The following is a 25788-nucleotide window of genomic DNA, read 5'->3' as shown; positions in this document are numbered from 1 at the left end:
TATGTCTGGCGGCCATAGCGAATTGGACCCACCCCTTCCCATCTCGAACAGGGCCGTGAAACGATTCTGCGCCAATGATAGTATGCTCTTCGCATGCGAAAGTAGGTCACCGCCAGGCTCTTATTAAGGGCTTTTTATAAAAGTCCGCACTAAAGCCCACTCTTTGTGGGCTTTTTTGTTGGTGTTGCCGTATGGCATACCAATTCGTGTCATTGGTTGATATAATGACGGGATTGAAATGAATATTGATGGGCGTTAAGCCCATTTTTTATTTGTATTTTTGTATTGAGGCAGACGCATGCAGGATTTATACACTTTGTTAGAACGTTCGGTTGCTCAGCTTGGATATGAGCTGGTTGACCTTGAGATGTCTAATCGTGGCAAGCTGTTGCGTTTGTTTATAGATAAGCCGGATGGCGTGAATATTGATGATTGTGTTCTTGTAAGTAACCAATTAAGTAATTTGTTGGCGGTAGAACATGATATCGATTATGACCGTTTGGAAGTGTCCTCACCAGGAATAGACCGTGTCTTAAAAAAAGAGTCGGATTTTTTAAGATTTGTAGGGGAAAAGGCGCAAGTGAAATTACGTGTGCTGGTAGAGAATAGAAAGAATTTTTTAGGCATTTTGCGTGGGTTGGAGCAGGGCGAACTGTTGATCGAGTGTGATGGTGTTGTACATAAGGTGGCACTGACCAACATTGATAAAGCACGTTTGCATCCTGATTTGTAATTACCAATTCTTAAGCTCAAGATTATTAGACGGAGATTAAAATGAGTCGCGAAATATTATTGTTGGTCGATGCATTGGCCCATGAAAAAAACGTGGGTAAAGAGGTTATTTTTACAGCATTAGAGCTTGCACTGGCATCAGCCACTAAAAAGCGCTTTAGTGAAGATGCCGATGTGCGTGTTTCTATCAATCGTGATAATGGATCCTATGAGTCCTTTAGGCGTTGGCAAGTGCTTGCTGATGAAGCCATTGAAAATCCAGCAGCTCAGATTTCACCTGACGACGAACGTGCTAAGGGTTTAGTAGAAGGCGACTATATCGAAGATCCGCTTGAGTCGGTGGAGTTCGGTCGTATTGGTGCGCAAGCTGCCAAGCAAGTGATTTTACAAAAAGTACGTGAAGCTGAGCGTGAGCAGATTCTTGACGATTTCTTGGCACGCAAAGAACATCTAGTGACAGGTGTGATTAAGCGTATGGAAAAAGGCAATGCGATCATTGAGGTTGGCCGTATCGAATCGTTATTGCCGCGTGATCAGATGATTGCTAAGGAGAATCTGCGTGTGGGTGATCGTGTACGTGCTTATCTTTCAAGAGTGGAGCGTGGTGCCCGTGGTCCGCAACTCATTCTTTCTCGTATTGCACCTGAATTCTTATCTAAGCTTTTTGAGTTGGAAGTGCCTGAGATAGAAGAAGGTTTGCTTGAGATTAGAGCCGCGGCTCGTGATCCTGGCCTACGTTCAAAAATTGCTGTGAAATCTAACGATCAGCGCCTTGATCCAGTTGGTACTTGTGTAGGTATGCGCGGATCACGTGTACAAGCTGTGACCGGTGAACTGGCTGGCGAGCGTGTGGATATAGTGTTGTGGTCTATGGAACCAGCGCAGTTTGTTATCAACGCCATGGCGCCAGCTGAGGTATCAAGCATCGTGGTGGATGAGGATGCGCACAGTATGGATGTGGTCGTGGATGAAGAGCAACTGGCGCAAGCGATTGGCCGTAATGGTCAGAATGTGCGTTTGGCTTCAGAACTGACTGGCTGGACTTTAAACATTCTCACAGAGGCTGAAGCTGCCAAGAAGAGCGAAGAGGAATACACCAATACACGTTCATTATTCATGGCGAAGTTGGATGTGGATGAAGAAGTGGCTGATATTCTTGTGCAAGAAGGTTTTAGCACATTAGAAGAGATCGCCTATGTTCCAATGTCTGAAATGAGCGAGATCGATGCCTTCGACGAAGACACGATCAATGAACTGCGTAAGCGAGCACGTGCTGCTTTGCTAACCGAAGCCATCGCTAAAGAAGAAAAAGTTGAAGAAGCTGCTGAAGATTTGCTCACCATGGATGGTATGGATGATGCAACGGCGCATCTGCTAGCTGCAAATGGTGTATCAACCATGGATGACTTGGCTGATTTGGCAGTAGATGATCTGGTTGAAATCACCAAGATGGATGCTGAACGTGCGAAGCAGTTGATTATGACAGCGCGCGCGCCTTGGTTTGCATAAGGCGATTAGTTTGCATCAGTAAGTGAATAGGCAACACCGGCAGATTCTCTGCTGAAATAGTAGATGTACAAATGTAGTAAGACTGAAAAGTCATGCGACTAGCAGTCGCCAAAAAAGATGAGACTGGAGTAACAGATGGGACAAACAAGCGTAGCACAATTTGCCAGTGAATTAGGCCTTCCGGCCGAGCTTCTGCTTGAGCAGTTAAAAGGTGCCGGCGTGAACAAATCTGCATCGGTTGATAGCTTGACTGAGCAGGATAAGACATTATTGCTTGAATACTTGCGTAAAGAGCATGGCGCACAGGCGCCAAAAAATAAGATCACGCTGACACGTAAACAAGTTACTGAGATTAAGAAACCAGACAGCACGGGTAAATCCCGCACGATTCAAGTTGAGGTGCGTAAGAAGCGTGTATTGGTACGTCGTGATCCATCAGATGATATTGAAGAAACACCTGTTGTTGAGGCGATCAATGAGCCTGTAGTTGAACATATCGAAGAGCCGATTGTTGAGATACAAGAGCAAGTAGTTATAGAAGAAACTATCGTTGAAGAGCAAGTGGCAGAAGAGCCAGTGCTTGAGATTGAAGCAGCGCCTGAGGTTGTAGAGGCGCCAGTAGCTGAGACCTTAACTGCCAAGAAGACGCATCTGACAGCAGACCAAGTGGCAAAACGTGAAGATGAAGCTAGGCGTCATGCAGCATTAAGAGCGATTCAAGAAGATGAGCTCCGTAAGAAGCAGATTCTCGTACAAAAACGTCAGGAAGAAGAAGCCAAGAAAGCGGCAGCTGCAGCTGCGCCAGCGGCTAATCTTTCAGAAGGCACTTTGCATAAGCCAGCGGCTAAAGAAGGCGCTAAGACAGAAGATAAAGCCGCCAAAAAAGGCAACAAGAATAATAAGCAATGGGCAGATGCCGAGAACAAGAAGCGTGGCATCAAAACACGCGGGGATGTTGGCGGAGCACAAGGTTGGCGCTCACATAAGACTAAATCCAAATCACATAAAGATGGTAGTGACGATCAGCAGCACGCTTTCAGCGCGCCAACTGAGCCTATCGTGCATGAAGTGGTGATCCCGGAAACCATTACTGTTGCTGATCTTGCACACAAGATGGCAGTTAAGGCTAGCGAAGTCATTAAGACTTTGATGGGCATGGGCATGATGGTGACAATTAACCAAGTGCTGGATCAGGAGACTGCCAGTATCATCGTTGAAGAGATGGGGCACGTTGCGAAAGCTGCCGCTGCTAACGATCCGGAAACATTCCTTGATGATACCGAGCATGACGAAGCTATCATGGAAACGCGTCCACCAGTGGTCACGGTAATGGGTCACGTCGATCATGGTAAGACATCATTGCTGGATTACATTCGCCGTAGCCGTGTCGCCTCTGGCGAAGCTGGCGGTATTACGCAGCATATTGGTGCTTACCACGTTGAAACACCGCGCGGTATGGTCACATTTCTCGATACCCCAGGCCATGAAGCGTTTACTGCAATGCGTGCCCGTGGTGCCAAGGCGACTGACGTGGTGATTCTGGTTGTCGCTGCCGATGATGGCGTGATGCCGCAAACGATAGAGGCGATCCACCATGCACGAGCTGGTAACGTACCTCTGGTTGTGGCGATTAATAAGATCGATAAGCCTGGTGCGAGCTCTGAACGCGTGAAGCAAGAGTTGGTTGCGCAGGAAGTGATTCCAGAAGAGTACGGTGGCGAAGCCATGTTTGTGGAAGTGTCTGCTAAAACTGGTCAAGGTATTGATAATCTATTGGAAGCAGTCTTGCTACAAGCTGAAGTGCTTGAGCTGCAGGCGTCAAAGAATACGCCAGCCAAAGGTCTGGTGATTGAAGGTCGTCTCGATAAAGGCCGTGGACCTGTATCAACGATACTTGTCCAGTCTGGCACGCTAAAGCGCGGCGACATGATATTGGCTGGTAGCGCATTTGGTCGCGTACGCGCGATGTTGGATGAAGCTGGCAATGATGTTAAAGAAGCTGGCCCATCTATTCCGGTCGAGATTCTTGGCTTGTCAGATGTACCAACTGCAGGTGAAGAAGTCATTGTGTTGAATGATGAACGTAAAGCCCGTGAGATCGCCTTATTCCGTCAAGGCAAGTTCCGTGATGTGAAACTTGCTAAGCAGCAAGCAGCTAAATTGGAAAACATGTTTGACCAAATGGGCGAAGGCGAAGTGAAGATATTGCCGATGATCATCAAGTCAGACGTGCAAGGTTCGTACGAGGCATTGGCAACTTCATTACAAAAGCTTTCTACTGATGAAGTCAAAGTGAATATCATCCATACCGGTGTTGGTGCAATCAGTGAGTCTGATGTGAACTTAGCGGCTGCATCCAAGGCAGTATTGATCGGCTTTAACGTACGTGCAGATGCAGGTGCCCGTAAGTTGATCGATAGTACGGGTGCTGATGTCCGTTACTACAACATCATCTATGAAGCTGTCGATGAAGTTAAAGCGGCGCTTGGTGGCATGCTGTCACCAGAGCAAAAAGAAACAGCGATTGGTACTGTCGAGATTCGTGAAGTCTATCGTATCTCCAAGGTGGGTGCAGTGGCTGGTTGTTACGTGCAGGATGGTGTCATCCGACGTAATTCTAAGATCCGTCTATTGCGTGACAATGTCGTGATCCATACAGGCGACCTAGATTCACTCAAACGCTTCAAGGACGATGTAAAAGAAGTGAAATCTAACTTTGAGTGTGGTCTATCGTTGAAGAACTTTAACGAGATCGAAGTTGGCGATATTCTTGAAGCGTATGAAATCGTAGAAGTCGCGAGAACACTTTAAGTTTATGGCAAAAGAGTTCTCACGCAGTGACCGTGTCGCAGAGCAGATGCAGCGCGAACTGGCCGATTTATTGCAGTTCGAAGTGAAAGATCCGCGCGTTGGCATGGTCACAGTTACCGAAGTTGAAGTGACTGGTGATCTTGCCCATGCAAAGATATATTACAGCGCGAAGGCTAACACACCTGAGCAGCAGCAAGGCCTAGAGAAAAGCGCAGGCTTCTTGCGCACGCAGTTATCGAAGCGATTGTTACTGCGTACGGTGCCACAGTTGCATTTTGTCTATGATGCATCGATCGATAACGGCATGAAGATATCTCGTCTCATCGATGATGTATTAGCTAGCGACGCAGCATCTAAAGATAAATAACCATTTATCTTTAATCTAAGAGCTACTGTCATTCCCGATGGCGCAATTCAAGAGAGTCAAACGCGAGATCAGCGGTATATTCCTGTTGGATAAGCCGCTTGGCATCTCCAGCAATCAAGCATTACAAAAGATCAAATGGCTATATCAAGCAGCAAAAGCGGGCCATACAGGTAGTCTGGATCCGCTCGCAACCGGCTTGTTGCCGATTTGTCTGGGTGAAGCTACTAAATTCTCACACTTTCTGCTTGATTCAGATAAAAGTTATCGGGCATTAATTAGTCTAGGCACTACTACCACGACCGCAGATGCTGAAGGCGAGGTTTTGGCGACTGCTCCAGTCAATGTGACTGAAGTACAAGTAATTAAAGTGTTAAAGCAATTTACTGGTCCTATCAGCCAAGTGCCACCGATGTATTCAGCACTAAAACATCAAGGCAAAAAACTATACGAATACGCAAGAGATGGCGTAGATATCGAGCGTGCTGCACGGGATATCACTATTTACGATATCCAGCTCAATAGATTTGAATGTACTGAGCTGGAAATTACCGTTTCCTGTAGCAAAGGTACTTATATCCGAACGCTTGCTGAAGATATCGGTCAGTCATTGGGTTGTGGCGCACACCTCAAAGGTTTGCGGCGCCTGAGCACAGCGCATTTCAAGTTGGAGGATGCCGTCACAACTGAGCAATTGGAGTCGCTTTCGATAGAAGATCGTGATGCGCAGTTGTTATCAGCAGATGCGGCCATTATTAATCTGCCAGAAGTACATTTGGATGCCGATAGTGCTTTTTATTTGATGCGTGGGCAAGAGGTTTGGAAGTCAGGTATCAATCTACAAGGGCAATTCAGGATTTATGATGCGAATGGATTGTTTCTTGGGGTGGGTGAGCAATCACCTGATGGAAAGATCGCACCAAGAAGGTTAGTTGTACAAAAATAGTGGGTAGTCCATATTAAATTACTGAATCGCTTGTTAAATCATACCTTTTAGGGTTAGAATGCGCGGTTCAAGATTAGGAGAAGAAGATGTCAATTTCGACTGCTGAAAAAGCCAAAATTGTTGGTGAGTATCAACAAGCACAAAACGATACTGGTTCCCCAGAAGTGCAAGTGGCACTTTTGAGCAGCCGTATCAGCACATTAACTGAGCATTTCAAGATTAATGCTAAAGATAACCATTCACGTCGTGGCCTGCTGGCAATGGTTAGCCAACGTCGTAAATTGCTTGATTACCTCAAGCGTAAAAACGCTGACCGCTATCGTTCATTGATTGAGCGCCTAGGTCTGCGTAAGTAGTCTTTGCTACTTGCAATTGTAAGTAACATATTTTTTGTGAATTGATGAAATAAGCCGAAAGCAAAGCGGAGACGCGGTGCTTATCGGCTTATTTTGCTTTTAAAAGGACATGAGTCGTGACAGCGATTAAAAAAACGATTACATATGGTCAACATGAGTTGACCATTGAGACAGGCGAGATCGCCCGTCAAGCTGATGGTGCGGTACTGGTAAGTTATGGCGACACAGCGGTATTGGTAACAGTGGTTGGTAAGACAGATGTAAAGCCGGGCCAGGACTTTTTCCCACTAACAGTAGATTACCAAGAGCGTACTTACGCTGCTGGTAAGATTCCTGGTGGTTTCTTCAAGCGTGAAGGTCGCCCGTCAGAAAAAGAAACACTGACATCACGTTTGATCGACCGCCCATTACGTCCGCTTTTCCCTGAGGCTTTCTATAACGAAGTGCAGATCGTTGCTACAGTGATGTCATCTGATAGCGAGATCGATTCTGATATTCCTGCGATCATCGGCGCATCAGCTGCTTTGGCAATCTCTGGCATTCCATTCTATGGCCCTATCGGTGCTGCGCGTGTTGGTTATATCAACAGTGAATACGTATTAAACCCAACAGCAACGCAGTTGAAAGATACTGAGCTGGACTTGGTTGTTGCCGCAACAGACAGTGCTGTGCTGATGGTTGAGTCAGAAGCGAAAGAGTTGCCAGAAGACATTATGTTGGGTGCTGTGGTCTATGGCCATCAACAAATGCAAGCCGTCATCAACGTCATCAACGAAATCGCAGCAGAGGTTGCTAAAGAAGCTTGGGATTGGGCGCCACCAGTAGAAAATACTGCATTGGTTGAAAAAGTGGCTGCGGTTGCAGGCGCTGATATCAACGCGGCATATCAAATCAAGTCTAAGGGTGCGCGTTCATCCAAACTGGATGAGATCAAAAATCGTGTACTGGCAGAGCTAATTACTGAAGAGACATCAACTTCAGAAGCAAATGAAATCAAATCAGCATTCTTTAATCTGGAAGCTAAAGTAGTCCGTAGCCAGATTTTAAATGGTGAGCCACGTATCGATGGCCGTGACACGCGCACAGTGCGTCCTATTACCGTGCGTACTGGCGTACTGCCACGTACCCATGGCTCAGCGTTATTTACGCGTGGTGAGACGCAGGCGTTGGTTGTTGCGACATTGGGTACTGGCCGTGATGAACAGACCATCGATGCATTGCAAGGTGAATACACTGACCGTTTCATGTTGCATTACAACATGCCTCCATACGCGACTGGTGAAACTGGTCGTGTGGGTACACCTAAGCGCCGCGAAATCGGCCATGGTCGTTTGGCTAAACGTGCACTTTTGGCAGTATTGCCAAGCCAAGAAGAGTTTGGCTACACCATCCGTGTCGTATCTGAGATCACTGAATCTAATGGTTCTAGCTCAATGGCATCTGTTTGTGGTGGCTGTTTGGCATTGATGGATGCAGGCGTGCCTGTTAAGTCACACGTTGCGGGTATCGCAATGGGCCTGATTAAAGAAGGCAACCGTGTTGCTGTATTGACCGACATCTTGGGCGATGAAGATCACCTTGGCGATATGGACTTTAAGGTAGCGGGTACTGAAGCCGGCATCACTGCCTTGCAAATGGACATCAAAATCACAGGGATTACTGCTGAGATTATGCAAGTTGCACTTTCACAAGCGAAAGAAGGCCGTTTGCATATCCTTGGCATCATGAAATCTGCGATGGGTGAGACTCGCCATGAGCTTTCCGAATTTGCCCCACGTATTATCACTGTGAAGATCAACCCAGAGAAAATCCGTGATGTCATCGGTAAAGGTGGCGCTGTGATTCGTGCCTTGACTGAAGAGACTGGCACTACCATCGATATCGAAGAAGACGGTACTGTGAAAATCGGTTGTACAAGTGCGGAAGCTGGTGAAGAAGCCAAGCGTCGTATCGAAGCCATCACCGCAGAAGTTGAGATTGGTCAGACCTACGAAGGTACCGTGATCAAGCTATTAGATTTTGGCGCGATTGTTTCTTTGCTACCAGGTAAAGATGGTTTGCTACATATTTCCCAGATCGCCCATCAGCGCGTAAATGCTGTTGGTGATTTCCTGAAAGAAGGCCAAGTTGTTAAGGTCAAGGTTCTGGAAGCTGACGAAAAAGGCCGTGTGCGTCTAAGCATGAAAGCCTTGATTGATCCTCCTGTAGAAGAAGTGAAAACAGAAGCTGAAGCATCATAATTAAAGCGAGTATGTTATAAACAAAAAGGCCGGAAGAGATTCCGGCCTTTTTGTTTATTGATTTCACAAGCGAATGTGGCATTAATATATATGTGAAACTTTATTTAGCGACTTGACGCTCGCGAATCTCGTCTAGCGTCTTGCAATCGATACAAAGCGTTGCTGTTGGGCGTGCTTCAAGACGCTTGAGGCCGATTTCTACGCCACAACCATTGCAAAAGCCATATTCATGTTCGTTGATCTTAATCAATGTCTCGTCGATCTTCTTGATCAACTTACGTTCGCGATCACGGTTGCGCAGTTCCAGCGCCATGTCAGATTCCTGGCTGGCACGGTCATTCGGGTCAGCAAACATCGTGACCTCATCCTGCATGGTGTGCACGGTGCGATCAATATCGTGACTCAGCTCTGATTTCCAATCGTTGAGGATTTTACGGAAATGATCGAGCTGTTTGTCATTCATATATTCCTCACCTGCTTTAGGTTGGTAAGGAACGAACTGTCTTGAGATTACTTCAGCCATGTGAGCCTTTAAATTGCGATGAGCATAAAAAATTAAGCGGACAAAGTGTACACTGATTATGTGACTGATGCAAAAGGCGAAAAATTAAACTTTTTTATCATTCACTGAAAGCTGTTTACTCGCTTAAGCGCATGATCACTCGCGTAGTTCTTGCGCCAATAATGTGTTTTCCATCAATGTAGCAACTGTCATCGGGCCAACCCCGCCAGGGACAGGTGTAATCCAGCCAGCCCGCTCTTTAGCAGTAGCAAAATCCACATCACCACATAGGGTGCCATCAGCTAAACGATTGATACCGATATCAATCACGATAGCGCCTTGCTTGATCCATTCACCTTTAACTAGGCCTGCTTTACCCGCGGCCACAACAACGATATCCGCGCGCTCTACATTGCCTTGTAAATCTTTAGTGTGTCGATGGCAACAAGTAACAGTGCAACCGGCCAGCAACAGCTCTAGGGCCATCGGGCGCCCGACGTGATTGGAAACACCAATCACCACGGCATCCAAGCCTAATAACTCGATGCCCGTCGTCTGTAACATCTTGATCACCCCAAAAGGTGTACAGGAACGCAGTGTTGGCTGCCTGACAGCCAATCGGCCTATATTGTAAGGGTGGAAGCCATCTACATCCTTAGCTACGCTAATCTGCTCAAGAATATGTTTTTCATCGATTTGCAGGGGGAGAGGAGATTGTACGAGGATGCCATCAATCTCATCATCTGTATTCAACTTTTCTATAAGCTCGAGTAACTCCACTTCAGAAGTTGATGCCGGTAATTCATAAGCAATAGACTTGATGCCGACTTTTTCGCAGGCCAATCGTTTGTTGCGTACGTAAATAGCAGATGCAGGATCGGCACCCAATAAGACAACGGCTAGTGCTGGCGCGCGTTTTCCGGACGCTATGCGTGCATTTACGCGCGTTTGAACGTCATTTAAAGTGCTCTCAGCAATCGCTTTACCGTTGATAATCTGTGCAGACATAACAAGACTTGAAGTAAAAAAATGCTATTTTAGCAGATTCAATTTGACCAGAAGCCAGCTTTGCGCTATATTTCTCGCCCTCGGGGTGTAGCGTAGCCTGGTAGCGCGCCTGCTTTGGGAGCAGGATGTCGGGAGTTCGAATCTCTCCACCCCGACCAGTTTCTCGTAATGTCCCAAGATTGCCCGACAATCTGCCCGTAGCTCAACCGGATAGAGCACCAGCCTTCTAAGCTGGGGGTTACAGGTTCGATTCCTGTCGGGCAGGCCAGTTTCTGGTCTTGCATTATGAGTTCAATGGTGGCTGTAGCTCAGTTGGTAGAGCCCTGGATTGTGATTCCAGTTGTCGTGGGTTCGAGCCCCATCAGTCACCCCATCTTCTCTGCACTTCACTATCAAACTCAAAAAAGCTTACTAACTCATTTAGTTTCAGGGCGCTTAAGGCATTACATCCAGTTTGCGTAATTGATAGTCGGCGCTATTGTCGTTATAGTAGTGCAATGTATTTCGTACCCACTCAATCTTTATATTCCCGCAACCTGAGGCCTTACTGATGGCGGCACAACTTCCAGTTTTAATCATCATCGATGATGATCCTTTAATCACTGAGACGCTGCACTTTGTGTTGAGCAAATCTTTTGATGTGTATGTGGCTGAGTCACGTGCGCAGGCGAAGAGTGTATTGCGTCAGTTGGATAAACCGCCTTCACTTGCTTTGGTGGATTTAGGGTTGCCACCCGTGCCTCATAAACCTGATGAAGGTTTTAAGGTGATTGGTGAGTTGCTCGCACATTCACCTACGATGAAGATATTGGTACTCTCTGGCCAGAACGAAGAGGTCAATGTTAAGCATGCATTGGCATTGGGCGCAGTGGATTTTGTTGCCAAGCCTTGTGACGTAGAAAAACTGCAAGGCATTTTGCACAATGCGCTTAAATTGCAAGATGCAGAGCTTGAGGAAGTTAAAACCGAGCAGGAAAGTTATGGCATGCTCGGCGAGAGTTTGCCGATGCAAACGCTTAAAACCCAGATTACACAGTTTGCGAATGCGCCATTCCCTGTGTTGATCGAAGGCGAATCTGGTAGTGGTAAAGAGTTAGTAGCAAACTCTTTACATCGTTTAAGTCAGCGTTCTAAACAACCCTATCTTTCAGTCAATTGTGCAGCGATCTCGCCTATGTTGGCTGAGTCTATTTTATTCGGGCATGGTAAAGGTGCTTTTACTGGCGCTGCTAACTCTCATACGGGTTATTTTGAGGACGCTGGTGAGGGCACTTTATTTCTTGATGAGATCGGTGAGTTACCACTTGAGTTACAGGCAAAACTACTGCGCGTGTTAGAGAATGGTGAGTATCAGCGTATTGGTGAGACGCAGACTCGTAAAAGCAAGGCGCGGATTGTTGCCGCGACAAATCGTGATCTGCGTGAAGAAGTGCGCGCAGGTAGGTTCCGTGTTGATCTTTATCATCGATTGAGTGTTTTTACGATCAAAGTACCGCCTTTACGTACGCTTGAGGAAGATCGTTATCTGTTATTGAATTACTTCAATAATTTCTATGCGCGTGAGACCGGGCAAAAACCTTTTGAGCTTGACCAAAAAGCTAGGCAGCGCTGGCTGGGCTATCACTTCCCCGGTAATGTTCGTGAACTGCGTAATATCATCATTCGCTTAAGTGCGAAGTATGCGGGCCAGTCGATTAATGATGTGCAATTGGCGGCAGAGCTTGACTTGATGCAGCTGATAGAGCCATCTGAAGTTACGCTTTCAGATGACAATTCACTGGCTGCACATGCACATCGTCATTTGCAGAGTGAAGCTAATATCAATCTCGATCAAGTACTGAAGGCGTGGGAAAAGGCGTATGTGAATGCTGCGCTGAAGGTTACGCATGGTAACTTGAGTCAGGCAGCAAAGCTGTTGGGTATCAACCGAACCACTTTATATAGCCGAATCCAGATTCAGGAAGAATATAAGGAATAAATGTATTACGCCCACTTTGGCCTGAAAGAACCCCCTTATAAGATTACTCCGAATACGGAGTTTTTCTTTTCTGGGGGTAACCGCGGCGCCGTGCTGGATGCGCTGGTTTACGCCATTAATTCTGGCGAAGGTATCATCAAGGTAGTTGGTGAAGTCGGTAGTGGTAAGACAATGCTATGCCGCATGTTGCAGACCATATTGCCTGCAAAAGTTGAAACGGTGTATCTGGCTAACCCGAGTGTTGCGCCAGAAGACGTATTGTATGCGATTGCTTTCGAGCTGCAACTAAAGCTTCCTAAAAGTGCTGATCGCCTTCAGGTGATGCATGTATTGCAGAAATATCTTGTGGATCGCCATGCCGAAGGTAAGCAAGTCGTCATTTTTGTTGAAGAGGCGCAAGGCATGCCTTTGGCGACGCTGGAAGAGATTCGCCTGCTTTCCAACCTTGAGACCAAGCACGATAAGCTGTTGCAAATCGTACTGTTTGGCCAGCCGGAGCTGGATGTTAATCTGAACCTCAATGAGATTCGCCAGTTGCGTGAACGTATCACGCATAGTTTTCATCTGGGCCCTTTGGATGAAAAAGCGATTGGTGAGTATTTGATCTTTCGTTTACGTTCAGCGGGTTATTTTGGGCCGAACCTGTTCTCTAAATCTGCCATCGCCAAGATTTCAAAGTCCGCCCAAGGTCTTGTGCGTCGCGTGAATATATTGGCGGATAAATCATTGCTGGCTGCATTTGCAGATAATGTTTATCAAGTGACGCCAAAACATGTGCGTGCTGCCATTGGCGATAGTGAATTTGGTGCAGAGCAACATAAGCGTCAGGCGAAGCAGAACCTATATCTGATCGCTGCGCTCATCCTTGTGGTTGGATTACTGATTGGCTTTTTTGCTCATTATTGGTCAAGACCGTCGCCATTACAGGAGCCTGTGTCAGCGTCTGTAAAAGCAGAGCCAGAAACCAAGCTTGTTGATCCCGTGCAACCTGAGATGGCAACGACATCAGCAGTGGATGATATTCTCGAGAATCGCTTAAATGTTACGCAAAACTGGCTTAAACAGGCACCGGAAACAACAGTTACGATTCAGCTAATGAGTGGTTCGGCGGATGAGCAATTAAAAGAGCATCTTGCCTCTCTTGCAACACAGCTTGAGCTCGATAATATCTATGTATTTCGTACTAAAGCTGGTAACCGCCCGTTGGTGACAGTGCTATATGGCAGTTATACTAGCCGCGATGAGGCTTTGCAGGCCATGCAGAAACTACCAAAAGAATTAAAGAATAACCGCCCACAATTAAGAACAATTGGCGGTATATTAAAAGAAACAAAAACAATTTCAATGAGTTAATATTGCAATCAAAAGTAGCGTACAAGATAGCGCTGCACGATTGTTATATATGGGGGGATGGTTGCGCTTGTTTATGAAAAACCTATCAGTCATTCTGGTGATGCCTATGCTGGCGCTTGGCTTGGCAAGTTGCGCGCATCAATCTAAAGTTGTGCCCTCCTCTGGGCATATTAATGGTGCAAGCACATCCCAAATTACGCCATTACCTGCCGATATCCCAAAGCCAATCAAAAGTACTGCCTATGTTCCACCCCCTCAAGCCAGAACCAAGGAGCAGACGTACAGCGTTGTGGTGAATGAGGTGCCGGTAAAAGAGATACTTTTTGCCTTGGCCCGCGAAAGTAAACTTAACGTCGATATTCATCCTTCAATACAAGGCAAAGTCACGCTGAATGCCGTTGATCAAACCTTGCCCGCGATTCTTGAACGATTGGCCAGACAGGTTAGCCTGAGCTATAAAATCGAAAATAATGTGTTGTATATTTCTCCAGACCTGCCTGTGTTAAGGACTTACAAAGTAGATTATGTGAACATGTCACGTGATACTAGTGGCTTTATTGGTGTTGCGGCAGAGATATCTAGCACGGGTAGAAGCGCATCCACTGGTACTGGCACATCGGGAAGTTCAGGTTCTGCCTCGTCCTCTGGAAGTGCCAGCTCGGGCAATAGTTCGAAAACGCAAGTCGCCAGCATTTCACAAAATCATTTCTGGGCTACATTGATCCAGAATGTTAAAGATATTCTTGCCGAGACGGATAAAGAAGTCATTATCTCTCGAGGAGGTGCTACGGCGCAGTCAGAGATATCTTCTACAGTGCAATCGGCTGATAACTCAGATGGTACGTCTACACCGGCTACCAATATCTCCGTATCTGTTAAACCACCGTCTTCGCAGGAGCGAGACGAGGCGCGAACAGAATACAAAACACTGTTTGCAGCCACAGTGATCGCAAATCAGGAGGCCGGCATTATTAGCGTGCGCGGAACTTCCAAGCAACAAGAAAAAGTGCAGGAGTTTCTCGATAAAGTCATGTCTAGCGCTAGGCGGCAAGTGCTGATTGAAGCTACGATTGTAGAAGTGCGTCTCAGCGATGGTTATCAGGCGGGTATCGACTGGAGTCGATTGAATAAGGCGGGTCAGGGGGGTATTACGTTAGATCAAAGTTTTACGCCTCTCGTCACATCTTCCCCAAGTAACACAGACGCAACGGCTGGGCTTATTGCCGGTTATGTAAATGCTGCCGCAACTTTTAGTGCCTCTATTAGTTTGCTGAAGCAGTTCGGTGATACTAAAGTGCTGTCTAGCCCTAAATTAATGGTATTGAACAATCAAACGGCGATATTAAAAGTAGTTGATAATTTAGTGTATTTCACTGTGCAATCGCAAATTTCTCAGGGAACAGCATTAGGTGGGAATTTGCAGTCGGTGACGACTACTGCCAATACGGTGCCTGTTGGTGTCGTGATGAGTGTAACCCCACAAATCAATGAAAATGGTGAGGTTAATATCAATGTTCGACCTACTATCTCAAGCCTAATTCGTTATGTGCCTGATCCCAATCCACAAATTGTCGCTGTTAATAATCAAGGTATTCCCGAGATTCAGGTACGGGAAATGGAGTCGATGTTACAAATTAATAGTGGTAATACGGCTGTTTTGGGCGGGCTCATGCAGGATCAGATTCAACGAAATACTGACAAGGTACCTGGATTGTCGAATATCCCTGGAATCGGACGGTTGTTTACAGGCCGGAATGATACAAGTAGAAAAACAGAGCTCGTTATTTTTCTAAGGCCGACTGTTATTAAGAGTGCAAGTTTAGAAAGTGATGAATTAAATAGGTTTAAACAATACCTGCCAGAACAGCAATTAGAGAAAAAGCTGAATGGTAACGGGTATTAAGCGAACTTATGAGTCTGCTAATTAAGGCGCTTGAGAAAGCGGAGCAAGGGAAAAATACTGATGTGAAGGCTACATCAGTGAATGAGTTCTCGCTCGAGCCAATTACAGATACATCCAGCAATAATGAAACGTTCTCGCTCGAAGAAAATGTGGCTAGAGCTGCTGCGGCTGAGCAAGTGCATGATACGCAACGTGCTGCAGCCACCATGTTCGCAGCTAAAAACAAATCAAACACGACTTCAAGAAATTTCCTGATTATTGTAGGTGTCAGTGTGGCGCTATTAATATTGGTTGGTATAGCGCTTTATACGTATATTGGATCATTGACGCAGCCAGATCTGGTGGTTGCAAAAGCGCCAGTAGTGCCGATAGAAAAACCGGTGTCTATTGAAGAAACTGCTTCGGGCGTGATCGAGCCAAGTGTCATAAAAGAGAGTGATACGGCTGCCAAGAATACAATCAATCCTGATCAAGATGCGGCATATTCAGAAGAGCGCTTGAAAGCTAACACTAACTTACAATCTCAATCGATGGTTGCAAAACCTGCGCCACGTGTGTTTGGTGAACCAGTCGAATTTTCTAAAGATACGGCTGTGCAGATCACACGTAATAATGCTGTAACGACAGTGAATCCGGTCTTGTTATCTGCTTATCAGTCTTTGATGGCGGGTGATGATGTGACTGCACAACGTAACTATCGCCAAGTTTTGCAGTCCGATATACGGAATGTTGATGCGTTACTCGGCATGGCCGCGATTGCCACACATCAGGGACGCAATGACGATGCCAAAGGCTGGTATGGCAAAGTGCTGGAGATCGAACCAAGAAATGCGATTGCCCAAACAGCGATACTTTCTCTCGTTAGCCAAACTGACCCGGTCGCAAGCGAATCGCGAATCAAGAGTTTACTAACGCAACAGCCTCAAACAGCATATCTGCATGCAGCGCTTGGCAGTTTGTATGCCGAGCAAGGTAAATGGGCTGCGGCGCAGCAATCATATTTTGAAGCGCATCATCTTGATTCATCGAATGCTGAGTATGCATTTAACTTGGCCGTTAGTTTGGATCAGCTTGGCAAACCTGCATTGGCGTTGCAATATTACAAGCGTGCTTTGGAGCTTTTACCTCAGACTGGTGGAAATCTTGATCGCGCTCAACTAGAGTCAAGAATCCTGCAACTGCAAACATACTAAGAACAAAAGGCATTTTTAAATGAACCGGATGGGTATTAATGGCTGAAATCATGTCTGAGCAACGGCGCAAGCTGCGCTTAGGCGAGCTAATGGTACAGCAGGGGCTGGTCAGCCAGGATCAACTGCGCATCGCGTTGATGGAGCAGGATCAGAATAATATACCATTGGGCCGTCAGCTAGTACGTCTAGGTTTTGTGACGGAGGCCATGGTGCGCGATCTTGTCGCTCACACTATCGGTCAGGAAAGTATTGATCTCACCACCGTGATCGCCGATGCCGATGCTTTGAAGCTGGTGCCGGAAGATTTTGCCCGCCGTTTTCATCTGTTGCCAATCGCCTATGAAGAACTGACTAAATCATTAGTCGTAGCGATGGCGGATATGTTCAACGTAGTAGCACTAGATCAGTTACGTGCGATGGTCGGTGGCCAAATACAGGTTAAGCCTTTGCTTGCCGCAGAAGCGCAGCTTGAAGAATATATAGATCAATTCTACGGCTACGAGCTTTCTGTCGACGGCATTTTGCGTGAGATTGAAACTGGCGAGATCGATTATCAGAGCTTGCAGGGTGATGATAATGAATATACCCAACCGGTTGTCCGGCTGGTGGGTGCGTTATTGATGGATGCGGTAAAACGCAATGCATCCGATATTCACTTTGAACCGGAATATGCATTCTTGCGTATTCGATATCGTATCGATGGCGTATTACAGCAGATTCGCAGCTTACATAAGACATTCTGGCCTGCTATTGTTGTTCGTCTTAAGGTCATTAGCGGTATGGATATTGCGGAAACGCGCGCGCCGCAGGATGGGCGTTTGCAAATCAGTTTGTGCGGTCGCCCAATCGATTTTCGGGTGGCAAGTCACCCGACTATTCATGGCGAGAATATCGTATTGCGTGTGCTGGATCGTGAAAAATCGATCATCCCGCTTGAGCGCATGGGCATGCGAAACGATACGCTGGATGAGCTGAAATTGATGATGACGCGTCCTGAAGGTATCGTGGTCGTGACAGGCCCAACCGGTAGCGGTAAGACCACCACGTTATATTCGTTATTGTCATTCAAGAATACCGAAGCGGTGAATATCATGACACTGGAAGACCCGGTGGAATATCCGGTGACCATGATGCGCCAGACCTCGGTGGCCGAAGTCAATAAACTGGATTTTGCCAACGGTATTCGTTCCATCATGCGGCAAGATCCTGACATTATTCTGGTCGGTGAAATCCGTGACTCTGATACTGCTACGATGGCATTTCGTGCCGCGATGACAGGTCACCAAGTATTCAGCACGCTGCATACCAATTCGGCTTTAGGTACATTTCCACGCTTGCTTGATATTGGCATCTCGCCGGATATCATGGCAGGTAACATCATCGGCGTAGTCGCACAGCGTTTGGTGCGTGTACTGTGCCCGCACTGTAAGCAGCCGCATACGCCAGATGATGAAGAGCGAAAGCTACTGTGCGTCAAACCGCGTGAAGATGTGACGATCTATCGTAATGTAGGTTGCAAACGCTGCACCTATAGCGGATATCGCGGTCGTATGGCGATCATCGAATTATTACGTATCGATAGCGATATGGATGCCTTGATAGCGCGTCGATCACCTCTGGATGAGATGCGCGCACTTGCCCACAGTAAAGGTTTTATTACCTTGGCAGATGATGGCGCTCGGCGGATTCTTGAAGGCTATACCAGCCTAGCCGAAGTGATGCGTGTAATCGATCTGACTAACCGGATCAGTTAATCTTCCGTGCCGACCTACAACTACAAAGCCGTTGATCAGATTGGACGCCCTGCACATGGGCAGGTCGATGCGATGAATGAGGTTGATCTTGAGTTAAGGCTCGAGCGTATTGGCCTCAGCCTGATTACTTTTCGTGCGGTGACAAAAAGTGCCACCGTATTCAGTGCGAAGAAAGTCAACCTGCAAGATCTTGTGATGTTCTGCTTTCAATTGGAGCAACTGACAAGCGCAGGCGTGCCTTTGCTGGAAGGCTTGGGCGATTTGCGTGATAGCAACCCTAATCCGCATTTTCAGAAGATATTAGCGGCCGTGATTGATGATGTCGAAGGCGGTACACAGTTTTCTGCCGCATTGGCGAATCATCCGCGGGTCTTTAATAACGTATTCGTTAGCTTGGTAAAAGCAGGTGAGCAAACCGGTAATCTGCCCGAAGTTTTTGAGAATCTTGCCACGACCCTTAAATGGCAATATGAGCTCATCTCACAAACTAAACGATTAGTCGCATATCCGGCTTTTGTGTTGTTTGTGGTACTGGGCGCGATCACTTTTCTGATGATCTACCTTGTGCCACAGATGGTGTCATTCTTGCGTAATATGGGGCAAGAGCTGCCGATACAAACCAAGATATTGATATTTATCTCAAATGCTTTTGTGGATTATTGGTGGTTGATTCTTTCACTACCGGTTTTGTTTATTGCGGGATTAAAAATCGTGATCTCTAAAGTGCCTGAGGCACGATACCGATTCGACTATATCAAACTACACTTACCGGTGACGGGCGACATCTTGCAAAAGATCATCCTAGCGCGTTTTGCCCGATATTTTGCTTTGATGTATCAAACGGGTATTCCTATCCTAGATGCTATCAAGACCTGTGAGGATATCGTATCCAATCGTGTGGTGGCTGATGCGCTGAATCGTGTGCACCAGCAGATTAATGCGGGTGATAGCATGAGTGAGAGTTTTCACAATGCGGGCTTATTCCCACCACTGGTGGTGCGTATGATCAAGGTTGGCGAAAACACAGGCGCGCTTGATAAATCCCTGCTCAAGATCGCCTATTTTTACGATAGGGATGTCAGTGAATCCATAGAGAGTATGTTGAAAATGCTTGAGCCTGCGCTGACGGTTATATTGGGTGCGATTTTGGCGTTCATTATGTTCTCAGTGCTGGGCCCTGTTTACGATTCATTCAGCAAGCTCAAACTTTAATGAGGTATGTAAGCAATATGTTTAAGCATATTTTATTTATTAGTGCCATGGTTAAGGTGCATTAAACACATGGCGCTTTTTACCAAGATCATTCTTTGCGTTTCGGGCAACCAACTTACTGCTGGTGTTTGGACGCTACGCAAACTGCAATCTTTTCAGGTGTTTGAGCACACTGAACAAGGTAAGCAGGATTTTGGCAGTTTCTTGCAGCAATACCCGAATACCAAGATTCATCTTCTGGTTGATTCTGTTGAAGAGGATTACCGCCTTGAGAGTCTTCCGCATACGTTTGGTGGCGCAAGACGCGAGCTAGTAGACCGCAAGCTTGGGCAGCTTTATCGTAATCTGGTGTTCCGTGCAGCACACTTTATTAATCGTGAAAAAACAAAGCGCAAAGATGATCGTTTCCTTTTCTTTGCCTTAAGCAAAGCGGATTTTATTGTATGCTGGATCGACATCATCGAAGCCCAGCAGGCACCATTGGCAGGTGTTTATATGCTGTCGATGCTGAGTCAGGCCATCGTCAAGCGTATGCGTCTTACGCAGCCTCATATCATTCTAAGTGAGCGCCTCAATTCAGGTTTGCGCCAAACCTATCTACATCATGGTCATCTGCGGATCAGTCGTTTAGCGCCAATCAATGCAGATGCTGAGAGCAGGCTTGGTTATTTCTATCTGGTTGAAACAGAGAAGACCCGCCTTTACTTGATCAGCCAAAAATTTGTCGCCCGAGATACCGCGCTGAATATGGTGCTGCCTAGCCTTGATACTGAGGGTAGTAAGGTCATCTGCCGTAATATCGAGCAGGAACAAGGTATCGAATGCGAGCGCCTTGATCTGGCGGAGTTGGCAAGAAGTGTAAAATTCGAGGCGAATCTGCTCAAGAATAATCCTGAGCTTTTGCACATGCATTTGCTTGCTATCGGGCATGTGCCGGATAACCTCGCCCCATCGAATTTTATCAAGCAGCATCAGGTCAATGTTGTCAGGCAATCCATCAATGTCGCCACTGCGATGGTGTGCTTAGGCGGCCTATTATTTTGTGGCATGTACCTGAAACAGGCCTCTGATTTTGTTGCTGAGACACAGCAGGCAGCAGCAGATACCCGCATACAAGAACAACGCTATAACGAGGTGGCAAAAGATTTTCCGTCGACGCCGATTCCCAGTGCCGATCTTGAACTTGTGGTCGAGGCTCATCAGTCAATCAAGCCCTATATTAAAACGCCCAACCGTATGATGGCGATTGTCAGCAGTGCTATGAGCGGCTTGCCGGAAATTCAGATCAACCGTTTGCGCTGGTTGCAAACGAACGATACCAATATTAAAGATAACGATGCAAGTGTCACCAATCAGGTGACGAGCGAAGTGGCGGCTGTGACGACGTCCAATTTTATTCCCGACCCTACCATTATGTATGAAACGGGGTTTATCAATGGAGAACTGAGGAATTTCACAGGGGATTACCGTGCTGCGCTTAATTCCGTGAATAAATTGGCTGAACAGCTGAAGGCCAATCCCGCCGTGGTAAAAGTCGAGATATTGCAGGCACCAGTGAATGTGAGCTCCTATACCAATTTGCAAGGTAGCACCAATGATGAAAAAACCAGCTTGCAATCTGCGGCCCTATTCAAGTTAAAGATCATCCTCAAACAAGAGGTGCCTGCCGCATGAAGTTAACTCGGCAAGAATGGTTAAAACTACGCGTCCCGCTCATCATATTTGCCTTGGCGCTGATATTCATCACAGTTTTTGTTAGTGTTGCCGAAAATCATAAGAATGTAGTGAAGTCAGGTCTTGGTGCGCAAAAAAACCAGCTTGCCCAAGCGCAGCAAAAGTACCGGACCTCGGGCCATGAAAAAGAGACGATTGTTAAATACCTGCCGCTATATCAAGCTTTAGTCAATGACGGGTTTATTGGTGAAGAACGGCGTATTGAATGGGTCGATAGCCTGCGCACCATCCATCAGAAAAACAAGTTTTTTAAAATCAATTACAGCATTGCTTCACAAGAGGATTACAAGCCGACTTTTCCGCTGAATGCTGGCACATTCAAACCCAAGCATTCATTGATGAAACTTGAGTTATCGATGCTACATGAAGGTGATCTGCTCACTTTAATCAATGCACTGGATGCCGAAGAGACCACCCCTTTTATTTTGCGGGATTGTGAGCTCACAAGGCTTGTGCAAAGTATACCCAATACATTTAGTCCCAATATGCAGGCGAAATGCGAACTGGATTGGCTCACCATGCATGAGCCGCAGGAGTCTAAGCCATGATGAGGTATTGGCTGGTAGTTGTTACATTTGGGTTCGCGCTGGCTAATACAGCCATGGCTGCCGAGAGTTTTGGCCGATTGTTCACTACGCCCGCTGAAAGATCGAATCTTGATTACTTGCGCCAAACCAGCAAGGTGAATGTATTCAAGGAAACCGAGACTGCCAACCCTGATGAAACAGATTTGCCCACTCCTCCTACTAACATTTCCGTGCAGGGTTATGTAAAGCGTAATGATGGAAAAAAAGGCACCGTATGGATCAATAATCAGCCCATGCGTGAAAACTCAGCCAATAGTAATGTACAGGTTGGCAAGGTGGGAGCTGATGGTAACCAAGTACAGATCGTCGTACCCGGCAATGGCAAAAACCTGAATCTGAAAGCCGGGCAGGTTTATACGCCTGATACGGGTACTGTGAGCGAGGTTGCCACCCATGCCAAACCAGTGAGCGAAACAGGTTCCATCGGTAATGACGGGCAGCAACCCGCTCAGCCGGGAAATGAATTGAGATAAGCTGATGAGGCGATGGTTGCCCGATCAGCGCGTTGATATGTCTGTTCCAAATAATAGGCAACAAGGTGCTGCCCTGATTCTCATGATGTTTATCATTACTTTGGCCACAATGGCTTACGTCATGAAAAGTTTTGATGCAGATTCTATGCAGGCATCGCATGAAGAAAAAACCTATCAAGTGCTCGCAGAAGCTAAAGAAGTATTAATTGGGTGGGCGGTGAGTCACCCCAATGTTCCCGGGATGATGCTTTACCCAGATCGTCTTGAATCAACCAATCCAAATTATGACGGTAAAAGTGATTGCCCTGCTGCTGCCAATCCATTTTCTTATAGCTATTTGATTGGGCAGTTTCCTCAACGCGGACAAACAAATCCTTGTATTTCCCCTCAGACCAGTATGGGACTTGATTTACAAGATGCCGATGGAAATCGTTTATGGTATGCCGTATCGCGTAATCTGGTGCATGAATACCAGAGTCCGGGCAGAGATCCTATCATTAACCCCGGTATGCAAAACGTGAATCTTTTACTGCCGAGTCCTTATGCTGGCAATACAGCCACCAGTGCATATCCTTGGATGAAGGTATATGACATTAACGGTAATCTACTATCAAATAGGGTAGCTGTAGTACTCATGGCTCCCGGGAGGCCATTATCTGGTCAAGATCGTTCTAGCGTTACGCCCCCTGCCAGTGCTTTTCTTGAGAGCACAATAGTCAATGGGATACTTGTTAAGAACTATGAGTACAGTGACGAAGAAAAAGTATCAGGTAAAAGCTTTGTTATAGGTGGACAAAAGGATGAGGTACTTAATGATAGGTTGGTGTATATCACGATAGATGAACTGATAGCTGTATTGGAGGTACGTGCGGTAAATGAAGCCAAAGTAACACTAAATAACTATTTCGTTTCTCATGGCCACTTCCCTTATGCGGCAGTGACAGGCGGTGCCGGTAGTGGAGAAAAGTATGTATGTGTGACGGGTAATACGGCAGGTGGATTGCCGGTAGATGTTGCAACGGTAGATTATACTATTGCCTCTGGCAGCTTCTCATCTCATAGTGAAGCTTGTACTTTTACTAGTACTACCTGCTCATGTACTGGTAAAGGGAGCTGCTCGGGTGCGCAAACATTTACATGTGATGGTTGGGGTACATGCTCTTCGACAGGTGCGGGAAGTGTCAAGTTTATTGGAGGTAAGTTTACGGCAGCTAACGGCAGTTGTAGTCTAAGCGTAGCGGATGCATGCGGAGTAAGCACTGTATCCTGTTTGGCCTCTGGCGGAATTGCGTTCGATGGTTGTGCTGAAGTTCTGTCTTTGCCTAGCTGGTTCACCACTAATCGCTGGCAAGATTTTATCCACTACACGACGATGGCACGAGATGGTTCACACACATTGACATCGGGTGCTGGTGCACAGGCTAGAACAGGTATTAGTGCGCTTGTCGTGACAACAGGTCCGGCAATTACAGAAGTATCTTTTGCTACGGCAAAGAATGCGGCACAAGTGAGGCCATCATGCGATCTGAAGGATTATCTGGACACAGTCGAGAACACTGATTTGAATAATGTTTACGAAGCCCGTAGCAAGCAGAAAACCCTTAATTATAATGATAGAGTTTTTGTGGTGGCTCCATGAGAGCTGATTTTTCCCGTAATCGTGGGTTTACCTTGGTCGAGATGGCCGTGGTGCTGGTGATTCTCGGCTTGGTGTTATCTACATTATTGCTACCGATACAAGCCCAGCGTGAAATCGGATTTCAGCGCCAGACCGAGACTCAATTAGATCTGGCCAAAAAGGCATTGATGGGTTTTGCCCAGTCACAAGGGCGTTTGCCCTGTCCCGCAACTGCGGGGAGTAGTGGTATTGAAGCACGTCTGGCCGATGGGGTGACCTGCGAGGTATTTAATGGTTTTCTGCCTGCGGCCACATTGGGCATTCAGCCCACCGATAGTAACGGGTTTGCGATTGATGGCTGGAACAATCGTATTGGCTATACGGTCACGCCAAGCAGTCAAGGTGGCGCGGCTACTGCAGATTTTACGACAGCAGGGGACATGAATACGGTAGGTATCGCAAGTTTGACCCCTGATCTCAGAGTTTGCCTGAGCGCTACGGGGATTAGCTCCACCACATGTTCTGCAACAACCCCTGAGAATAACTATCTTATTAATAATGCTGTGGCTGTCATTTATTCGACTGGAGCCACAGCAAACTTGGGCAGTGGTGGACTGGATGAGGCTGCCAATCTCGATGGAGATAGGGTATTTGTGAGTCACGATATTCGTGCCAATGACCCCAATGGGGAGTTTGACCATATCGTTGTCTGGATATCGCCTTACATTCTTTATAACGCCATGATTCAGGCAGGGCAATTGCATTAAATGAACGACAACCAGCTTCTCCGCTACAGCCGCCATATTCTGCTGCCTCAATTGGGTTATGAAGGGCAAGACCTCTTAGTGCAAAGCCATGCATTGGTTGTGGGTGCTGGTGGATTAGGCTCTCCGGTTGCGTTGTATCTCGCCGCAGGCGGTGTCGGTAGGCTCACGATCTGTGACTTTGATGATGTTGATCTCACGAACCTGCAGCGACAGATTGTGCATAGTACAAAGTCTGTTGGTCTTAATAAGGCAGTTTCTGCACAGCAGACCATTCAAGCGATTAATCCAGAAGTTGTTGTGAATACGGTACAAGAGAAATCCACCGAAGCGTCATTAACCAAACTTGTTGAATCAGCAGATGTGGTGATCGATTGCAGCGATAATTTTGCCACACGCTATGCGCTTAACCGCATCTGTGTGACATTGCGCAAACCGCTGGTTTCAGGTGCTGCTATTGGTTTTGAAGGGCAGGTGACGGTATTTGATATGCGTCATGATGATAGCCCGTGTTATCACTGCTTGTTTCCTGATTCAGGGTCTGATCAGGAGTTGCGGTGCGCTGATAACGGTGTATTTTCGCCGCTAGTGGGCATGATCGGTACAACGCAGGCAGCAGAGGCAATGAAGTTGATAGTCAATATCGGTAAAAGTTTACAAGGCCGATTATTGTTGCTTGATGTTTTATCGATGGAATGGCGCTCTATCAGGCTGAATAAAGATCCAGCCTGTAAGGTTTGCAATCGCTAAA

Annotated in this window: 21 protein-coding genes, 3 tRNA genes and 1 rRNA gene; 23 read left to right on the top strand and 2 right to left on the bottom strand. The window is 46.6% G+C overall.

The window, feature by feature from the left end; translation table 11 throughout:
- Positions 1-4 precede the first annotated feature (4 nt).
- The 8 genes from rrf to pnp all read left to right on the top strand — a co-directional run bounded on the left by rrf (position 5) and on the right by pnp (position 8958).
- A 5S ribosomal RNA gene (gene rrf, locus A7981_RS10520) occupies positions 5-118 on the top strand.
- A gap of 180 nt (positions 119-298) precedes the next feature.
- Entirely contained in the window at positions 299-733 is a 435-nt protein-coding gene (gene rimP, locus A7981_RS10515) for a ribosome maturation factor RimP (protein ID WP_067267811.1), read from the top strand.
- 41 nt (positions 734-774) lie between these two features.
- On the top strand, positions 775-2241 hold the full coding sequence (nusA, locus tag A7981_RS10510; RefSeq protein ID WP_067267808.1) for a transcription termination factor NusA: 1467 nt from the start codon (positions 775-777) through the stop codon (positions 2239-2241).
- A gap of 135 nt (positions 2242-2376) precedes the next feature.
- A complete protein-coding gene (infB, locus tag A7981_RS10505; RefSeq protein WP_067267805.1) occupies positions 2377-5052 on the top strand; it encodes a translation initiation factor IF-2 in 2676 nt (891 codons plus the stop codon).
- Positions 5053-5056: 4 nt separating this feature from the next.
- The gene (gene rbfA / locus A7981_RS10500) at positions 5057-5419 is read left to right on the top strand and encodes a 30S ribosome-binding factor RbfA (RefSeq protein ID WP_067267803.1); all 363 of its coding nucleotides are present in this window, start codon (positions 5057-5059) and stop codon (positions 5417-5419) included.
- 37 nt (positions 5420-5456) lie between these two features.
- Positions 5457-6362 (top strand): tRNA pseudouridine(55) synthase TruB, encoded by a 906-nt coding sequence (gene truB, locus A7981_RS10495; protein WP_067267800.1) that lies wholly within the window; start codon positions 5457-5459, stop codon positions 6360-6362.
- Positions 6363-6448: 86 nt separating this feature from the next.
- Positions 6449-6718 (top strand): 30S ribosomal protein S15, encoded by a 270-nt coding sequence (gene rpsO / locus A7981_RS10490; RefSeq protein ID WP_067267798.1) that lies wholly within the window; start codon positions 6449-6451, stop codon positions 6716-6718.
- A gap of 116 nt (positions 6719-6834) precedes the next feature.
- Positions 6835-8958, top strand: a complete 2124-nt coding sequence (gene pnp / locus A7981_RS10485; RefSeq protein WP_067267795.1) for a polyribonucleotide nucleotidyltransferase — start codon at positions 6835-6837, stop codon at positions 8956-8958.
- 100 nt (positions 8959-9058) lie between these two features.
- On the opposite strand, the gene dksA is transcribed toward pnp, so the two are convergent.
- Positions 9059-9481, bottom strand: a complete 423-nt coding sequence (gene dksA / locus A7981_RS10480; RefSeq protein WP_067267793.1) for an RNA polymerase-binding protein DksA — start codon at positions 9479-9481, stop codon at positions 9059-9061.
- Between the two features lie 135 nt (positions 9482-9616).
- A complete protein-coding gene (folD, locus tag A7981_RS10475; protein WP_067267791.1) occupies positions 9617-10468 on the bottom strand; it encodes a bifunctional methylenetetrahydrofolate dehydrogenase/methenyltetrahydrofolate cyclohydrolase FolD in 852 nt (283 codons plus the stop codon).
- An 81-nt stretch (positions 10469-10549) separates the two neighbouring features.
- Here folD and A7981_RS10470 point away from each other — a divergent pair.
- The 15 genes from A7981_RS10470 to A7981_RS10400 all read left to right on the top strand — a co-directional run bounded on the left by A7981_RS10470 (position 10550) and on the right by A7981_RS10400 (position 25787).
- A tRNA-Pro gene (locus A7981_RS10470) sits at positions 10550-10626 on the top strand.
- Positions 10627-10659: 33 nt separating this feature from the next.
- Positions 10660-10736 (top strand) — tRNA-Arg (locus tag A7981_RS10465).
- A 29-nt stretch (positions 10737-10765) separates the two neighbouring features.
- Positions 10766-10841, top strand: a tRNA-His gene (locus A7981_RS10460).
- A gap of 177 nt (positions 10842-11018) precedes the next feature.
- On the top strand, positions 11019-12446 hold the full coding sequence (locus tag A7981_RS10455) for a sigma-54 dependent transcriptional regulator (RefSeq protein WP_067267788.1): 1428 nt from the start codon (positions 11019-11021) through the stop codon (positions 12444-12446).
- A complete protein-coding gene (locus A7981_RS10450; protein WP_067267786.1) occupies positions 12447-13799 on the top strand; it encodes an AAA family ATPase in 1353 nt (450 codons plus the stop codon).
- Positions 13800-13872: 73 nt separating this feature from the next.
- Entirely contained in the window at positions 13873-15702 is a 1830-nt protein-coding gene (mshL, locus tag A7981_RS10445) for a pilus (MSHA type) biogenesis protein MshL (protein WP_067267936.1), read from the top strand.
- Between the two features lie 8 nt (positions 15703-15710).
- Entirely contained in the window at positions 15711-16895 is a 1185-nt protein-coding gene (locus tag A7981_RS10440) for a tetratricopeptide repeat protein (RefSeq protein WP_067267784.1), read from the top strand.
- Between the two features lie 50 nt (positions 16896-16945).
- The gene (locus A7981_RS10435; RefSeq protein ID WP_067267933.1) at positions 16946-18649 is read left to right on the top strand and encodes a GspE/PulE family protein; all 1704 of its coding nucleotides are present in this window, start codon (positions 16946-16948) and stop codon (positions 18647-18649) included.
- A gap of 6 nt (positions 18650-18655) precedes the next feature.
- Entirely contained in the window at positions 18656-19861 is a 1206-nt protein-coding gene (locus tag A7981_RS10430) for a type II secretion system F family protein (RefSeq protein WP_067267780.1), read from the top strand.
- 69 nt (positions 19862-19930) lie between these two features.
- The gene (locus tag A7981_RS10425; protein WP_067267778.1) at positions 19931-21535 is read left to right on the top strand and encodes a hypothetical protein; all 1605 of its coding nucleotides are present in this window, start codon (positions 19931-19933) and stop codon (positions 21533-21535) included.
- Positions 21532-22143, top strand: a complete 612-nt coding sequence (locus tag A7981_RS10420; RefSeq protein ID WP_067267776.1) for a hypothetical protein — start codon at positions 21532-21534, stop codon at positions 22141-22143. The genes A7981_RS10425 and A7981_RS10420 overlap by 4 nt, the downstream gene beginning before the upstream one ends.
- Entirely contained in the window at positions 22140-22655 is a 516-nt protein-coding gene (locus tag A7981_RS10415; RefSeq protein WP_082889295.1) for a hypothetical protein, read from the top strand. Before A7981_RS10420 ends, A7981_RS10415 begins: the two co-directional genes overlap by 4 nt.
- Positions 22656-22692: 37 nt before the next feature.
- Positions 22693-24294 (top strand): hypothetical protein, encoded by a 1602-nt coding sequence (locus A7981_RS10410; protein WP_067267774.1) that lies wholly within the window; start codon positions 22693-22695, stop codon positions 24292-24294.
- Positions 24291-25040, top strand: coding sequence for a prepilin-type N-terminal cleavage/methylation domain-containing protein (locus A7981_RS10405; protein WP_067267772.1), 750 nt, complete (start codon positions 24291-24293; stop codon positions 25038-25040). Before A7981_RS10410 ends, A7981_RS10405 begins: the two co-directional genes overlap by 4 nt.
- Positions 25041-25787: a molybdopterin-synthase adenylyltransferase MoeB gene (locus tag A7981_RS10400; RefSeq protein ID WP_067267770.1), complete on the top strand. Its 747-nt coding sequence runs from the start codon at positions 25041-25043 to the stop codon at positions 25785-25787.
- The last annotated feature ends 1 nt before the right edge of the window (position 25788 follow it).

It is taken from the genome of Methylovorus sp. MM2, from assembly GCF_001648895.1.
GTDB lineage: Bacteria > Pseudomonadota > Gammaproteobacteria > Burkholderiales > Methylophilaceae > MM1.
The sequence above is the reverse complement of the archived record's forward strand: the minus strand, read 5'-3'. Positions and strand labels throughout refer to the sequence as shown.

What these genes read in the sequence shown, in the direction of transcription:
- rimP (WP_067267811.1), top strand. Translation starts at nt 299, where the DNA reads ATGCAGGATTTATACACTTTGTTAGAACGTTCGGTTGCTCAGCTTGGA.
- nusA (WP_067267808.1), top strand. Translation starts at nt 775, where the DNA reads ATGAGTCGCGAAATATTATTGTTGGTCGATGCATTGGCCCATGAAAAA.
- infB (WP_067267805.1), top strand. Translation starts at nt 2,377, where the DNA reads ATGGGACAAACAAGCGTAGCACAATTTGCCAGTGAATTAGGCCTTCCG.
- rbfA (WP_067267803.1), top strand. Translation starts at nt 5,057, where the DNA reads ATGGCAAAAGAGTTCTCACGCAGTGACCGTGTCGCAGAGCAGATGCAG.
- truB (WP_067267800.1), top strand. Translation starts at nt 5,457, where the DNA reads ATGGCGCAATTCAAGAGAGTCAAACGCGAGATCAGCGGTATATTCCTG.
- rpsO (WP_067267798.1), top strand. Translation starts at nt 6,449, where the DNA reads ATGTCAATTTCGACTGCTGAAAAAGCCAAAATTGTTGGTGAGTATCAA.
- dksA (WP_067267793.1), bottom strand. Translation starts at nt 9,481, where the DNA reads ATGGCTGAAGTAATCTCAAGACAGTTCGTTCCTTACCAACCTAAAGCA.
- folD (WP_067267791.1), bottom strand. Translation starts at nt 10,468, where the DNA reads ATGTCTGCACAGATTATCAACGGTAAAGCGATTGCTGAGAGCACTTTA.
- A7981_RS10455 (WP_067267788.1), top strand. Translation starts at nt 11,019, where the DNA reads ATGGCGGCACAACTTCCAGTTTTAATCATCATCGATGATGATCCTTTA.
- A7981_RS10450 (WP_067267786.1), top strand. Translation starts at nt 12,447, where the DNA reads ATGTATTACGCCCACTTTGGCCTGAAAGAACCCCCTTATAAGATTACT.
- mshL (WP_067267936.1), top strand. Translation starts at nt 13,873, where the DNA reads ATGAAAAACCTATCAGTCATTCTGGTGATGCCTATGCTGGCGCTTGGC.
- A7981_RS10440 (WP_067267784.1), top strand. Translation starts at nt 15,711, where the DNA reads ATGAGTCTGCTAATTAAGGCGCTTGAGAAAGCGGAGCAAGGGAAAAAT.
- A7981_RS10435 (WP_067267933.1), top strand. Translation starts at nt 16,946, where the DNA reads ATGTCTGAGCAACGGCGCAAGCTGCGCTTAGGCGAGCTAATGGTACAG.
- A7981_RS10425 (WP_067267778.1), top strand. Translation starts at nt 19,931, where the DNA reads ATGGCGCTTTTTACCAAGATCATTCTTTGCGTTTCGGGCAACCAACTT.
- A7981_RS10420 (WP_067267776.1), top strand. Translation starts at nt 21,532, where the DNA reads ATGAAGTTAACTCGGCAAGAATGGTTAAAACTACGCGTCCCGCTCATC.
- A7981_RS10415 (WP_082889295.1), top strand. Translation starts at nt 22,140, where the DNA reads ATGATGAGGTATTGGCTGGTAGTTGTTACATTTGGGTTCGCGCTGGCT.
- A7981_RS10410 (WP_067267774.1), top strand. Translation starts at nt 22,693, where the DNA reads ATGTCTGTTCCAAATAATAGGCAACAAGGTGCTGCCCTGATTCTCATG.
- A7981_RS10405 (WP_067267772.1), top strand. Translation starts at nt 24,291, where the DNA reads ATGAGAGCTGATTTTTCCCGTAATCGTGGGTTTACCTTGGTCGAGATG.
- A7981_RS10400 (WP_067267770.1), top strand. Translation starts at nt 25,041, where the DNA reads ATGAACGACAACCAGCTTCTCCGCTACAGCCGCCATATTCTGCTGCCT.